The sequence below is a fragment of the Arthrobacter sp. B0490 genome (genome assembly GCF_002929355.1).
In the GTDB taxonomy this organism is placed as follows: domain Bacteria; phylum Actinomycetota; class Actinomycetes; order Actinomycetales; family Micrococcaceae; genus Arthrobacter_D.
This window is the reverse complement of record NZ_PJIR01000002.1, coordinates 368449-382020: the sequence shown is the minus strand read 5'-3', so window position 1 is coordinate 382020 and position 13572 is coordinate 368449. Positions and strand designations below refer to the sequence as shown.

At 70.2% G+C, this 13572-nt stretch carries 12 protein-coding genes; 3 read left to right on the top strand and 9 right to left on the bottom strand.

Going from position 1 to position 13572, the window contains the following annotated elements:
- Positions 1-83: 83 nt before the first annotated feature.
- The 3 genes from CXQ97_RS04725 to CXQ97_RS04715 all read left to right on the top strand — a co-directional run bounded on the left by CXQ97_RS04725 (position 84) and on the right by CXQ97_RS04715 (position 2231).
- Positions 84-569 (top strand): NfeD family protein, encoded by a 486-nt coding sequence (locus tag CXQ97_RS04725; protein WP_104179675.1) that lies wholly within the window; start codon positions 84-86, stop codon positions 567-569.
- A 75-nt stretch (positions 570-644) separates the two neighbouring features.
- Complete coding sequence (locus CXQ97_RS04720; RefSeq protein ID WP_104179674.1) at positions 645-1577, top strand: SPFH domain-containing protein; 933 nt, start codon at positions 645-647, stop codon at positions 1575-1577.
- A gap of 306 nt (positions 1578-1883) precedes the next feature.
- On the top strand, positions 1884-2231 hold the full coding sequence (locus CXQ97_RS04715) for an RNA polymerase-binding protein RbpA (protein ID WP_104179673.1): 348 nt from the start codon (positions 1884-1886) through the stop codon (positions 2229-2231).
- Between the two features lie 141 nt (positions 2232-2372).
- Here the strand turns inward: CXQ97_RS04715 and CXQ97_RS04710 are convergent, their stop codons facing one another.
- From CXQ97_RS04710 to CXQ97_RS04670, 9 genes are all read right to left on the bottom strand, one after another.
- On the bottom strand, positions 2373-3098 hold the full coding sequence (locus CXQ97_RS04710; RefSeq protein ID WP_104179672.1) for a polyprenol monophosphomannose synthase: 726 nt from the start codon (positions 3096-3098) through the stop codon (positions 2373-2375).
- Positions 3099-3544: 446 nt separating this feature from the next.
- Positions 3545-5185 carry an amidohydrolase gene (locus CXQ97_RS04705; RefSeq protein ID WP_104179671.1) on the bottom strand — a complete coding sequence of 547 codons (1641 nt, stop codon included), beginning with the start codon at positions 5183-5185 and terminating at the stop codon, positions 3545-3547.
- Positions 5186-5233: 48 nt separating this feature from the next.
- A complete protein-coding gene (locus CXQ97_RS04700) occupies positions 5234-8056 on the bottom strand; it encodes an RNA helicase (protein WP_104179670.1) in 2823 nt (940 codons plus the stop codon).
- A 197-nt stretch (positions 8057-8253) separates the two neighbouring features.
- Positions 8254-9039: a twin-arginine translocase subunit TatC gene (gene tatC / locus CXQ97_RS04695; protein WP_104179669.1), complete on the bottom strand. Its 786-nt coding sequence runs from the start codon at positions 9037-9039 to the stop codon at positions 8254-8256.
- Between the two features lie 68 nt (positions 9040-9107).
- The gene (gene tatA / locus CXQ97_RS04690; protein ID WP_104179668.1) at positions 9108-9500 is read right to left on the bottom strand and encodes a Sec-independent protein translocase subunit TatA; all 393 of its coding nucleotides are present in this window, start codon (positions 9498-9500) and stop codon (positions 9108-9110) included.
- Between the two features lie 37 nt (positions 9501-9537).
- The gene (locus tag CXQ97_RS04685; protein ID WP_104179667.1) at positions 9538-9888 is read right to left on the bottom strand and encodes a hypothetical protein; all 351 of its coding nucleotides are present in this window, start codon (positions 9886-9888) and stop codon (positions 9538-9540) included.
- 9 nt (positions 9889-9897) lie between these two features.
- Positions 9898-11886: a YafY family protein gene (locus tag CXQ97_RS04680; RefSeq protein ID WP_104179666.1), complete on the bottom strand. Its 1989-nt coding sequence runs from the start codon at positions 11884-11886 to the stop codon at positions 9898-9900.
- Positions 11887-11984: 98 nt separating this feature from the next.
- The gene (locus tag CXQ97_RS04675; protein WP_104179665.1) at positions 11985-12380 is read right to left on the bottom strand and encodes an FKBP-type peptidyl-prolyl cis-trans isomerase; all 396 of its coding nucleotides are present in this window, start codon (positions 12378-12380) and stop codon (positions 11985-11987) included.
- 56 nt (positions 12381-12436) lie between these two features.
- Entirely contained in the window at positions 12437-13399 is a 963-nt protein-coding gene (locus CXQ97_RS04670; RefSeq protein ID WP_181034973.1) for an FKBP-type peptidyl-prolyl cis-trans isomerase, read from the bottom strand.
- Positions 13400-13572 lie beyond the last annotated feature (173 nt).

The window sequence follows — 13572 nt, the reverse complement described above, 5'->3', positions numbered from 1 at the left end:
GCACACCCTAGGTAATGTCGGACCCGTTTGCCAGAATGGGACCGACGGCCGCTTCCCGCGGCACGCACACGAGGGGATGCCCCATGGAGTGGTTGCTCGACAACGGCTGGGTCCTGTGGCTGGTCCTGTTCCTGGGACTGGCGGCCGTGGAGACCCTGACCCTGGACCTGCTGTTCCTCATGCTCTCGGTCGGAGCACTGGCCGCCCTCATCGCGACCTTCGCCGGAGCGGGACTGGTCCTCCAGGTCGTCGTGTTCGCGGCCGTCTCGCTCCTCATGATCCTGCTCGTCCGGCCCGTGGCGGTACGCCACCTCAAGAGGGGCCCGGCGGATCAGCTGAACAACATCGACCGCCTCGTCGGAGCCGCCGCGCTCGCCCTCGAACCCGTCACGGCCCATTCCGGCACCGTCAAGATCGGCGGTGACACGTGGACGGCCCGCTCCGCCGACGGCGCCCCGCTGCCCGCCGGCACCCGCCTGTCCGTCGCGAGGATCGACGGTGCCACCGCCGTCGTCCAGCCTGCAGCCGCCCGCGACGCCGACCGTCCCCCGCCTTCCGGCGACGCCTAGCGCGGACCGCCCGCTTCTCCGCTCCCGGGCCGCGATCCGGCCCTCAGGGGGCGACCACACCAACAAAGGGGATTCATGAACGGCTCCGCCGGAACGATCGCGCTCACCGTAGTCCTGATCGTCCTCATCATTTTCGTCCTGGTCATCCTGGTGAAGTCGGTCAGGATCGTCCCGCAGGCCCGCGCGGGCGTCGTCGAACGACTCGGCAAGTACCAGCGGACGCTGAACCCGGGCCTCACCATCCTGATCCCGTTCGTCGACAGGCTGCTGCCGTTGCTCGACCTCCGCGAGCAGGTCGTCTCCTTCCCGCCCCAGCCCGTCATCACCGAGGACAACCTCGTCGTGTCGATCGACACCGTCGTCTACTTCCAGGTCACGGACCCGCGGGCGGCGACCTACGAGATCGCCAACTACATCCAGGCCGTGGAGCAGTTGACCACGACCACGCTGAGGAACGTCGTCGGTGGCCTCAATCTCGAGGAGGCCTTGACCTCGCGCGACCAGATCAACGGCCAGCTCCGCGGCGTCCTCGACGAGGCAACGGGCCGCTGGGGCATCAGGGTGGGGCGCGTGGAGCTCAAGGCCATCGACCCGCCGCACTCCATCCAGGACTCCATGGAGAAGCAGATGCGGGCCGAGCGTGACCGCCGCGCCGCGATCCTCACCGCCGAGGGCACCAAGCAGTCCCAGATCCTCACGGCGGAGGGCCAGCGCCAGGCCGCGATCCTCGCCGCCGAGGGCGACGCGAAAGCCGCGATCCTGCGGGCAGACGGCGAGGCGCAGGCCATCCACAAGGTGTTCGATGCCATCCACAAGGGCAACCCCACGCAGAAGCTCCTCGCGTACCAGTACCTCCAGACCCTGCCCAAACTCGCCGAGGGGTCGGCGAACAAGCTCTGGATCATCCCCAGCGAGGTCGGTGAGGCCCTCAAGGGCATCGGCACCATGCTGGGCACCACCACCCCGGACTCCCCCTCGGACGGCCCGGAGATGGTGACACGCACCTGAGATCCCGTCGGAGCGATGGCAGCCATCGGCCGGGGCGGCCGGCTCCGGGACCCGGCCCACGCCGCCCGCCGCCTCCGGCGGGGACCGGGCATCGGCGGAGCTTCGGGTGTGCCCTGTATACTTAGCTGTTTATCCGTCCGCTCGAGGGAACATCCCTGCGGCGGGTGGTGTTGTACAGAAGGCTTCCCTTCCGTCCCCGGGGCGGAAGCGGTACCGGGCGTGTGGCGGCACGGCCCGTACTTTCGGCAAGGAACAGCGGCAACGGCCCCTCGGAAGACGGGGAGCCATGGGAACTAGGAGATAATCATGAGCGATCGCAGCCTGCGCGGCATGCGCCTCGGTGCGCAGTCGATGGAAACCGAGTCCGGCGTCGAGCCCGCTCCCCGGCAGCGGGTCGAGTACCGGTGCGAGGACGGTGAGCGGGTCTTCGTCACGTTCTCCTCGGAGGCGGACATCCCTGCGACGTGGGTCTCCAAGACCGGCAAGGAAGCCCTCCTCGTGAACGGCGAGAAGCCCGACACCTCGAACGACAAGCCCGTCCGCACCCACTGGGACATGCTCCTCGAGCGCCGTTCGGTGGAGGAACTCGAGCAGATCCTGCAGGACCGCCTGACGATCCTGCGCGAGCGCCGCGGCGAGCGCCGCTCGGCCTGACCGGCCGACGCACCGACGCTCCCCCACCCGAGCGTCACCACGGAAAAGGCACCCGCCACACGGCGGGTGCCTTTTCTGTCGGTGCTTGTCCGACGGTGCTTGTCCGACGGTACGTGTCCGTCGTGCTGGGCAGCGGGGCGGCTACGGGCGCCCGGTGAGCTTGTTCCAGCGTGCCTCGAGGCCCCAGCGCGTCACGTTCGCGATGGCCTCGAACACGATGTTCCCGCTCATCTTGGACGCACCGAGCTCCCGTTCCACGAAGGAGATCGGGACCTCGACGATGGTCAGCCCCAGCCGGGCGACCCGGAAGGTCATGTCGACCTGGAAGCCGTAGCCCACGGACTCCACGGCGGACAGGTCGAGGGCCTCGAGGGTCGAGCGCCGGAACGCACGGAACCCGGCGGTGATGTCGCGCACCGGAAGGCCGAGCAGGAGGCGTGAATAGGTGCTGCCGGCGCGTGAGAGGAGCTTGCGGTGCAGCGGCCAGTTCACCACGTTGCCGCCGTGGACCCAGCGGCTGCCGATCACGAGATCGGCCCGGTCCACGGCGTCGAGGAGGTCCTGCAGCTGCTCGGGTCGGTGGGAGCCGTCCGCGTCCATCTCCACGAGGACGTCGTACCCCCGGTCCAGCCCCCAGCGGAATCCCGCGATGTAGGCGGCGCCGAGGCCTTCCTTGCCGGCGCGGTGCAGCACGTGCACCTGATCGTCCGCAGCCGCGGCGCGATCGGCGAGGTCACCGGTGCCGTCGGGGCTGTTGTCGTCGACGATCAGCACGTCCGACGCGGGCACTGCTGCACGCAGGCGGGCCAGGGTCAGCGGGAGCGACTCGATCTCGTTGTAGGTGGGAATGATCGTGACGACTCGCACGCAGCTGGGGCCTTTCCATCGGGATGCGCATCGCGCAGGAACCGCTCCGCCCGTAGCGGAGCCAGTGTGCAAGTATAGGCGACTGCGCCCGTGCCCCAGGGGACCCCCACGCCGGCCGCGACGGCCGAAGGCGGGCAGATCCACGTACCTTCGTACCGGCGTCGGCACGGAGGACGACGCCGTTTTCTACTGACACGTGGACCTGCCCTTGAGTGCCAGCTCCGCCTAGATGGGCAACACGCGCCGTTCGAAGGCCGATGCATTGCGCTCAGGAGACCAGCCAGGTTCCCTCCCGCAGGAGGTCATCTAACCCGTACCGCAAGAGCTTACGTGCTGTGGAGTACAAGTCAACAGTGCCCTGACCTGCGACGATGTGCTTCGGTGCAGGTCAGGGCGCTGTCGGAGCGCCTCCTGCGAGGCGGGGCGCAGGAACTCCGGAGTGTTCCCTAGGCCCCCGCGAAACCGTCCTCGGCGTAGAGACGCCGCCCGTCGTGCACGGTCTCGAGGCAGAGCGGGGCGTTCTCGGTGTCCAGGGCCGGCAGCAGGGGCGTCCCGGCGCGCGGGTCGGTGCTCCACGACTGCACGCGGTTGTCCGGCGTCTGCACCATGAGTTCGTCGACCTTCCAGACCGCGAAGGACGCCGGGGTCCCCGGTGCGAGCTGCCCCATCATGGGGCTGCGGCCCGAGAGCCGCCAGCTCGCCCGCGTGTGGGCGATGAAGGCGGCCCGGGCGGAGATGTTCTCGGCCGGGCTGCTGTGCCGGAGGCACGCGCGGACCGAGGCCCACGGGTCGAGGGGGGTCACCGGGCTGTCCGAGCCGAGCGCCACGAGGACGCCGGCGGCCAGGAGTGACGCGAAACGGTTCATCCCGACGCTACGCGTTCCCAGCCGCTGCCCGTACAGTCCGCCGTCGACCCCCCACAGGGCGTCGAACGCGGGCTGGCCGCTCACGGCGACGCCGTAGTGCACCAGGGCCGCGATGGCGGCGTCGTCGGCGAGCTCCACGTGTTCGAGGCGGTGGCGCGCACGGCGTACTTCGTCCAGGCCCAGGTCGCGGGCCGCCACCTCGAGGCCCTGGAGGACGACGTCGAGCCCGGCATCCCCGATGACGTGGAACCCGGCCTGGACGGTCTCGGCGGTGGTGGCGAGCAGGTGGGCACCGACGGCGTCCCCGTCGAGGTAGAGCGTCCCGCGGTTGCCGGGCTCGTCGCTGTAGGGCTCGCGGAGCGCAGCGGTCCGCGAGCCGATCGAGCCGTCGACGTTCAGGTCCCCGGCGAGTCCGGCGAGGCGACCGCCGAAGCCCTGCATCAGTTCGCGCACCTCCTCGCGGGACGACGTCAGCTGCGCCCAGTAGGGGATGACCTCGGGCAGGGGCAGTTCGTGTCCCGGACCGTCGATGGACAGCAGGGTCTCGAGATCCTCACGCGGCGCGATGTGCGGCGCGGCCATCTCCGTGACCGCGACGTACCCGCGGCTCGCGGCATGGAGCAGTGCGGCGCGCTGGTACGTCCTGCGCTGGTCACGCGTGAGGCTGCGGGTGGCCTTCCGGGCGGCCTCGTGGGCCGCGCGGACCACGAAGCCGTCGTCCCACCCGTCCAGGCCCGCGAGCCCCAGCCCGGCCGCGAGCGTGCCGGAGACGACCGCCGAGTGGATGTCGGCCCGTACGAGGTAGACGAGGGCGCCGCCACCGGCCCGGTCGAGCTCGGATGCCGTCGGCACGCGCTTCTCGGGCCACTGCGACTCGTCCCAGCCGAAGCCCAGGATCGTCCCCGCCCCGGATGCCGCGGCAACGGATACGGACTCGAGCAGCCCTGCGAGTGTGCGGCACGCGGTCAGGTCGATGGAGCCGAGGGCGACGCCCGTCTCCGTGGTGTGCGTGTGGGCGTCGACGAAGCCGGGGGTGACCAGCGCGCCGTCCAGGTCGACGGTGCGCACGTCGGGGCCAGCCAGGTTCGCGGCGGCGTGCTCGGTCCCCACCCAGGCCACCGTCCCCCCGTCGACGAGCATGGCGGTGGCGAAAGGATCGGCGGGGCTGTAGACGGAGCCGTTGCGGTAGAGGACGGGGGTGCGGCGTTCAGGGCTGGGCATGGGGGTGCTGCGCGGCTTTCTGTGGTCGGTAGGAGTCCCCGAGCAGGACTACTCGCTGATGTTCGAGTATGCCACCACGCCGCGGCGGACCAGCCGGATGGCGCGGACGCAGGTCTGCTGCAGGTGGCCCGGCAGGTCGGGTACCTTGGCGACCTGGTCCAGAAGGTCGATGACCTGCTTGGACCAGCGCACGAAGTCCCCGGCCGCGAGTTCCGTGCCGCTGAGGGCGGCCTGCAGGGAACGGCCCTGCGCCCATTTGAACATCGGCCAGACGAGCGACAGCTCCGGCTCGCTGGTGACGGGCAGCCGGTGCTGCTCCTCGACGTCGTTGAGCTGCGACCACTGGCGGATGATCGTCTCCACGGACCCCTCCAGCGCGATGCTCGGCATGACCGGCCGCACCCCCCGCTCCTCGCGCTTCGCCTGGTACACGAGCACCGTGGTGAGCGCGGCGAGCTCGGCGGCGTCGAGGTCGGTGAACGCACCCTCCTCGATGCACAGCGCGATGAGGAGGTCCTTCTCCCCGTAGATGCGGCGGAGCTTCTGGCCCGAGGCGCTGACCGAGACGCCGTCGTCGGTGTACTCGAGGTAGCCGTAGTGGCCGAGCACCTCCGAGACGCGGTCGAAGGTCTTGGCGATCGTGTTCGTGCGACCGCGGATCTGCCCAGCGAGGTTGTCGGTCTCCCGGCGCAGCTTCCACCACCGTTCCGCCCAGCGCGCGTGCTGCTCCCGTTCGCTGCACCCGTGGCAGGGGTGGGCGCGGAGGCGCCGTCGGAGCTCGGTGATGGCGCGTTCCTCGGCGGCGGCCGACGCGGAGTGGCCGGCCGAGACGCGGTCGGCACCCCTGCGCGGCGGGCGGTTCTCCTCCAGCGCGTTCCGCAGCGACGAGGTCAGGTCGCGGCGGTCCTTCGGGCTGCGCGCGCTGAAGTGCTTCGGGATGCGGACGCGGGAGAGCACCTCGACGGGCCCGTCGAGGTCGGAGACGCCGACGCGGCGGATCTGCGTCTCGAGCGTGAGCACCGTGGGCCGGGGCTCCCTGGACGTGTCGCTGTCGAGGACCACGGCGTACCCCTGGCTCCGTCCGCCGGGGACGTCGATCACGTCGCCGGGCCGCAGAGCCTCCAGCGAGGTCTCGGCCGCGGACCTCAGGGTCCGGGAGCGGTCCCGCGATGCCCTCGACTCGAGGTCCGACAGTTCGCGGCGGAGGTTCGCGTATTCCCGGAAGTCGCCGAGATGGCAGGTCATCGACTTCTCGTAGCCCTTGAGCGACTCCTCGCGGCTCCGCACCTGCTTGGCGAGGCCGACGACGGAGCGGTCGGCCTGGAACTGGGCGAAGGACGTCTCGAGGATCTCGCGGGAGCGCTCCTGGCCGAATTGCGCCATCAGGTTGATGCTCATGTTGTACGTCGGCCGGAAGCTCGAGTTCAGGGGGTAGGTGCGGCGTGAGGCGAGGCCCGCCACCGCGCCAGGGTCGGTGCCGGGCTGCCACAGCACGACGGCGTGGCCCTCCACGTCGATGCCGCGCCGGCCGGCGCGGCCGGTGAGCTGGGTGTACTCCCCCGCCGTGACGTCCACGTGCGCCTCGCCGTTGAACTTGTCGAGCTTCTCGAGCACCACGGTCCGGGCGGGCATGTTCACGCCGAGGGCGAGCGTCTCGGTGGCGAAGACCGCCTTGACGAGACCCGCGGCGAAGAGGCGCTCGACGATCTCCTTGAAGGTCGGCAGCATCCCGGCGTGGTGCGCGGTGAAGCCGCGGATGAGGCCCTCCCGCCAGGTCCAGAAGCCGAGGATCTCGAGGTCGTCGCGGGGGATGTCGAGCGTGGCCCCGTCGATCGTCTCGCTGATCTCGTCGCGCTCGTCCTCCGTCGTGAGCCACAGTCCTGCGTGCAGGCACTGGGTCACGGCGGCCTCGCACCCGGCGCGGGAGAAGATGAACGTGATCGCGGGTAGTAGGTCCGCGCGGTCCAGGGCGCTGATGACCTGGGGGCGCGTGGCGCGGCGTACCGCGGTCGTCTGCGGGGGCCCGCTGCGGCCGTTGCGCTGCCTGCCGCGCCGCCCGCCTCCGCCCCAGTTGGCCCGTTGGTTGAGACGGATCTCGTTGCTCGCGAGCTCCAGCAGCTCGGGGTTCACGTCGTACTGGTCCCGCGCGCCGGTTCCCGCGCCGGCGGGCGCGGCCTCGTCGAACGCGATGTCCCCGGCGAACAGGTCGATGAGGTTCTGTCCGACCATCACGTGCTGCCAGAGCGGCACGGGGCGGTGTTCGGACACGACGACGTCGGTGTCGCCGCGGACGGTGTCGAGCCAGGCGCCGAACTCCTCCGCATTGGACACGGTGGCGCTGAGCGAGACGAGCTTGACCTCCGTGGGGAGGTGGATGATCACTTCCTCCCAGACCGCGCCGCGGAAGCGGTCGGCGAGATAGTGGACCTCGTCCATGACGACGTAGCCGAGGTTGTCGAGGGCGTCGGAGTTCGCGTACAGCATGTTCCGCAGCACCTCGGTGGTCATCACGATCACGTCGGCGTCCCCGTTGATGCTCGTGTCACCCGTGAGCAGACCAACGCGGTCGGCGCCGTGCACCGCGGCCAGCTCCGAGTACTTCTGGTTGCTGAGGGCCTTGATCGGCGTGGTGTAGAAGGCCTTGAGGCCGTGCTGCAGCGCCATGAAGACGGCGAACTCGCCCACGACGGTCTTGCCGGCACCCGTCGGCGCCGCGACCAGTACACCCCGGCCCGCCTCGAGTGCCGTGCACGCCTCCTGCTGGAACGGGTCGAGGGCGAAGTCGAGGGTCTGCGCGAACTGGAACAGCTGGGTCCGTGAGCGCTCGGTACGGGCCTTGGCAGCGGCGTATCTCTCCGCGGGGGTGGTCATCTTTCCACCCTAGACGTTCGGCCCGGGGCCGGCACGCCGCGCGTGCCCGCCCCCGGCCGGTCCCGGTCGTGCTTGCGGGCCGGGCCCGGAGGGTGTCGGGTGGCGCGGAACGGGAGACACCGGCTCGGGTGCGGGATGCCGGGCGGGCAGGGGCGGCCGACCCCGGGCTGGACGGGTCGCGTCGGCGTGGGACCCGCCTAGAGGGCGTCGAGGGGGGATGCGGTGTCGGCGGTGGCCTCGACGGCGGCTTCGCGGGCTGCGGTGCGGCGGGCGCGGCGGCGGTCGTTGAGCAGGCACAGTCCGAGGGCGAGGAAGAACAGCAGCAGCAGCGGCACCGCGAGGTAGAACATGCTCAGCGCGTCCCCGCCCGGGGCGGCCATCGCGGCGAACAGGCACACCAGGAACACGGTGATCCGCCAGGCCTTGAGGATCTGCCTGCCGGAGACGAGCCCCACCATGTTCAGGCCCACCAGGACCACGGGCAGCAGGAACGCGATGCCGAACGCGAGCATGAGCCGCAGCACGAACGTGAAGTACACCGAGACGCTGATGTAGTTGGAGAAGTCCTCCGGCGTGAACTCGGTGAGGACCCGGACCGCGTTGGGCAGGATCAGCCAGGCCAGGGCGATGCCGCCCAGGAACAGGGGGAACGCGACGGCGATGAACGCCAGCGCGATCCGGCGTTCCTTGCTCTTGAGCCCGGGCGTGATGAACGCCCACAGCTGGTACAGCCAGACCGGACTGGAGATCACCAGGCCCAGGAACACCGAGACCTGGATGAGCAGGTCGAAGGGCGAGGCGGCGCTGTCGAAGTTCAGCGACGCCGTCCTGCCCTCCTGGGTGTTGATCGCGATGATCGGAGCGGCCAGGGCGCGCAGGACCGGCTCGTAGACGAAGAACCCGGCGACCGTCCCGAGGATGATCGCGATGGCCGATTTGAACAGCCGGTTGCGTGCCTCGCGCAGGTGCTCCTTCAGGGCCATCCGCCCCTCGGGGTTGGCCTTCCTGCCACGCTGGCGGGCCTTTGCTGGTGACACCGGGGCGTCCCGGGCTACTGGCTGGCGGAGGGGGAACTGCCCTGCTGCGATGGGCCCGGCCGGCTGCCGTCGGCGCGGACATCACCCGGGTAGTGCGGGGCCTGCTGACCGGGCTGACCCGGCTGGGCGGGCTGGCCCGGCTGGCCGGGGTACTGGACCGGCGACTGGTAGGTCGGCGCGTCCGTCTGGGCGTTGGCCTGCGGCGCGGGATCGGTGACCACGCGGCCCTCCACGGGGTCCGTCCCGGCGTTGGGTGTGTTGTTCTCGTCCTTCATCTGCTTCACCTCGGACTTGAAGATCCGGAGAGACTGACCGACGCTGCGGGCCAGGCCCGGCAGCTTCGGAGCCCCGAACAGAACGATCGCAAGAACGATGATGATGACGATATGCCAGCCTTCGAGCCTCATGCCCAATTCCTCTCGTTGATCCCCACAACAGTTTAGGTCACAGGTGGGGCATGTCCTGCAGGAGTTGCGGCTGCCCGCGGCCGGCACGCTTGACGATCCGCCGGCTGCGCCGGTCATCGGCACGGCGCGTCCGGGCGAGCGCGCGTGCGGCACGGACGTCCTCCGGCCTGGAGAACACGGCGGGTACGGGGATCCCGGGCACCCCGGCGGAGTGGGGGGCGAGCCCGTCGTGGGCAGGCACGTTCACCTCGAGGCGGTCCATCGCTTCCCCGAATTCACCGAGAGTTCGCATCCCGCGGCGGAACACACGGAACCCGATCACGGTCAGGAAGATGACACTGACGGCCACCAGCGCCACCCACAGCACGATCCACATCCACCAGAGCATGGGTTCAGTCTAGGCCAGCGCCTGATGGGCGCGGGCCGCCTCGAGCCAGCGGAGGGTCTCCTCGCGCAGCTGGTCGGGGCCGACGACAGCGGCGGACCCGCCGAGCCCCGCCACGAGGCCGGGGATCCAGGCACTCGACGCCACCTTGAGCCGCGCGACGAGCCGGTCCTCGCCGAGCTCCTCCATGGCGTCGGCGTTGTACTGCGCCGCGATCCAGCGCGCCCGTGGCTCCAGCAGGAGCGTGACGGCCTGGTCCGCGTCCCCGGACCGGTACGGCAGGGTGGCCCGCCGGTCCCGGGCGAGGGACTCCTCGTCCACCAGGGCGGTGGCCGGCTGGTCGGTGAGCGCGGCACTCTGGATGCGGTCGAGCCTGAAGTTGCGCAGCCCGTCGGAGTCGACGCTCCACGCCTCGAGGTACCACGTGTCCTGGTGCAGGAAGATCCGGATGGGCTCGAGCAGGCGATGGGTGATCTCGTCGCGCGTCGGCACGAAGTAGTCGACGGCCACCCGCACCCGGGAGTGCAGGGCGGCCTGCAGCACCTCCAGCGTCGGGTCGATGTCGTCCTCCGTCAGCTTCGTCGCCACCGCCGTGCCGATGCGCGCGGCGTCGCCGGCTGCGGCGGTCAGCTTCGTCTGGGCGCTGACGATCGCCTCGTTGTTCCTCATCCCGGGTAGTTCGCGCAGCGCCTGGAGACCGACGATCAGCGAGCAGGCCTCGTCCATGCTCAGCTTCACGGGCTCGGCGAGGTCTCGCGCGTTGGTGAGGTAGATCCGGCCGTCCTCGATGTTGACGTCCATCAGGCCGTCGGGATAGTGCCGCGGCCCGCTCACGAACAGGAGGTCGAGGTCCTTGGTGAGCTGGCTCTCGCTGACGTCGAACCTGCGTGCCGTCTCCCCCACTTCCGCGCCCGGGTTCGCCAGGAGGTAGGGGACGAGGTCGAGCAGGCGGAGCAGGTGGTCCTGCGCGGAGGACTTGCGTCGGGGTGCCAGCCGCACGCCCCCGGTGATCTCGAGGCCGCGCGGTGCGGACATGGCGGCCTGGTAGGCACCGTCCAGCAGGCGCCCGACCTCCACGGCGAGCTCCTGGGGCTCCTGCACCCTGGCATTGATGCCCAGCCCCGCGACGGTCGCCGCCATCGGGCTCGACGCCGCGTACGGCACGCGAAGCACGTCCCACTCCTCCCCCGTGCGGAGGACCTCCGCGTCCTTGCGGACCCTCAGCACCTGGCAGGAGCCCGGCCGGACGGCGACGACGGCGGTGCGGTCGGGTTCGCGCCGCGAGAGCGAGGACAGCGTCTGGTTCATGTCGAAGGACGCCGGGACGTCGAAGGTCCCCGGCAGGACGACCGGCTCCCCCGTCATGCGGGAGAGCCGGAAGAAACGCTCTGCGCCGCGCGTGGTGTCGAAGCCGACGACGTACCAGTGCCCGAACCGCGCCCCCATGCCCCACGGGTGGATGGTGCGGATCTCCTCGCGCCCGGTGCTGGCCGCACGGTAGGGGAAGCGGAGGGGCGCCCGGGAGGTGAGCGCCTGCCAGACGACGTCCCAGTGGGGTGCGTCGGTGGTGATGCGGGGCTGGATGAGGGGCGTCAGTTCGACGCCTCCGTCGGTGCTGCGGGAACTCAGTTTCCGGAGGGCGCGTGACGCCGCGGAGTCGAGGGACCCCTGGTCCCATACTCCCGCGGCCAGGTTGAGGACCGCGTACTCGTCGGGCTGGAAGGTGACACCACCGAGGCGGTAGTCCTCGGCGTCGATGCGGTAGCGCTGCACGGTGTTGTCGTTGTCGAACAGGGTGTCCTCGCTGAAGGACTCGAGCGGGATGCCCTGCTCGCGGAGGGCTGCCTTGTCCCGGTCGAAGAGCTTCTCGCGCGCAGCCACGGACGTCGCCTCGCGGTACAGGTCGATCTCCTCGAAAAGTTCTTCCTTCGTGAACCCGCGCCGGCTCGACAGGAGCATGATCACGAGGGTGAGGAGGCGTTCGGTACGTTTTGCGGACACGGTGAAAACCCTACCTTTCCTCGACGCGGCAGGAGGGACGCAGGTCGACCGGGGTCGACCTGCGTCCCTCCTGGACCGAAGTGATGTATGTGCCGGGTCTACCGGACGGCGAGCAGGTCCACCACGAAGATCAGCGCCTCGTTCGGGCCGATCGCGGAGCCGGCGCCGCTCGGACCGTAGGCGAGGTGGGACGGGATCTCGAGGCGGCGGCGTCCGCCGACCTTCATGCCGAGGAGCCCCTGGTCCCAGCCCTGGATGACCTGGCCGACACCGACGCGGAAATCGAGCGGGGCGCCGCGGTTCCAGGACGCGTCGAACTCCTCGCCCGTGGAGAAGGCCACACCCACGTAGTGCGTGGACACGGTGTTGCCGGGCTTGGCCTCGTCGCCGGTGCCCTCGACGATGTCCTCGATGACGAGGTCGGTCGGGGCGTCGTGGGCCGGGAAGTCGATCTCGGGCTTCTGCCGGTCGAACTTGCGCTGTCCGAAGGACATGGTTTCCTTTCGTGGGGGGGTACTGCCGGTCCGGCCGCCGCGGGCGCGGCGTCGGACTACTGGGCGGCTTCCTTGCTGACGATCTCGACGAAGAACACGAGCGTGCCGGAGGGCTGGCCCTCGCCGGCGGTGGGGTAGGCCCACGGCTCGGGGATGACGAGCATCACCTTGGAGCCGACCTTCTGGCCGGTGAGGCCCTTCGTCCAGCCGGTGATGACGCCGTTCAGCGGGAAGCTCGCCGGCTCGCCGCGGTCGAAGCTCGAATCGAACTTCTGCCCGTCGGCGTAGGTCCAGCCGGTGTAGTTCGCGGTGATGGTGTCGGTCTCGGCGAGCACCTCGCCGTCGCCTTCCTCGAGCACCTTCACGACGAGGTCGTCGGACGGGTCGTTCTCGGGGATCGTGACCTCGGGGGCGCCTTTGTCACCGAAGGTGAAGGTGGGCAGCTGGCCCTCGTCATCGAGCTTCTGGACATCCTCGGGGGACAGCACCTCGGGCTCGGGCGGGGGCTGCTCGGACGAGATGACCTTGAGGACCAGGATCTGGTTCGGGGTCTCGGCTGCTCCCTCGGCCCCCGCGGGCGGGGGCGTGGCGAAGGCGACCTGCGAGCCGACCTTCGTACCGATGAGGACGTCGAAGAGTTCGGGGAACTCGCCCTTGAACGTGTCGTCGAGGGGAAGGACCTGCGGCTCGCCCTGGCTGTAGGTCTCTCCGAGCACCGATCCGTCCTCGGCGTTCAGGGCCACGAGCTGCACGCTGATCTGCTCGCCCTCCTTGATCTCGTTGCCCTCGCCCTCGGCCACGGTCTTCGCGGCAGCGGCGCTGGTGTCCAGGGGCGACTCGAACTCGACGGTCGGTGCTTCCTCGTCGGACCCGCCGGTCACCGTGACGGTGTCGAAGATCTCGGCGGCTCCCGCCGACCTCCCCGAGGACTCCCCCGTCAGGTTGTCCGTCGTCGGTCCGCCGCAGGCCGTCAGCAACAGCAGCAGCAGCGGGAGAAGGATTGCTAGTACTTTTCGCACAGAACCACTTTCAGGTTGGTGTCCAGGTCGGGCTGCCCGCGGAACAAAGGGCCCCGACAAGCCTAACGGCTGGGGCCGGACGGTTTCTCCTCGGGGCGCGCTGTTGACGGACGGACAGGCGCGCGCGGCACCGGTATGGAACCGGGATGGAACCGGTGGTGCCCGCGGGACGG

Excerpts from the sequence above, each read along its gene's own strand:
- CXQ97_RS04700 (WP_104179670.1), bottom strand. The coding sequence starts at position 8,056 with ATGACCACCCCCGCGGAGAGATACGCCGCTGCCAAGGCCCGTACCGAG.
- CXQ97_RS04725 (WP_104179675.1), top strand. The coding sequence starts at position 84 with ATGGAGTGGTTGCTCGACAACGGCTGGGTCCTGTGGCTGGTCCTGTTC.
- CXQ97_RS04705 (WP_104179671.1), bottom strand. The coding sequence starts at position 5,185 with ATGCCCAGCCCTGAACGCCGCACCCCCGTCCTCTACCGCAACGGCTCC.
- tatA (WP_104179668.1), bottom strand. The coding sequence starts at position 9,500 with ATGAGGCTCGAAGGCTGGCATATCGTCATCATCATCGTTCTTGCGATC.
- CXQ97_RS04675 (WP_104179665.1), bottom strand. The coding sequence starts at position 12,380 with ATGTCCTTCGGACAGCGCAAGTTCGACCGGCAGAAGCCCGAGATCGAC.
- CXQ97_RS04720 (WP_104179674.1), top strand. The coding sequence starts at position 645 with ATGAACGGCTCCGCCGGAACGATCGCGCTCACCGTAGTCCTGATCGTC.
- tatC (WP_104179669.1), bottom strand. The coding sequence starts at position 9,039 with ATGGCCCTGAAGGAGCACCTGCGCGAGGCACGCAACCGGCTGTTCAAA.
- CXQ97_RS04685 (WP_104179667.1), bottom strand. The coding sequence starts at position 9,888 with ATGCTCTGGTGGATGTGGATCGTGCTGTGGGTGGCGCTGGTGGCCGTC.
- CXQ97_RS04715 (WP_104179673.1), top strand. The coding sequence starts at position 1,884 with ATGAGCGATCGCAGCCTGCGCGGCATGCGCCTCGGTGCGCAGTCGATG.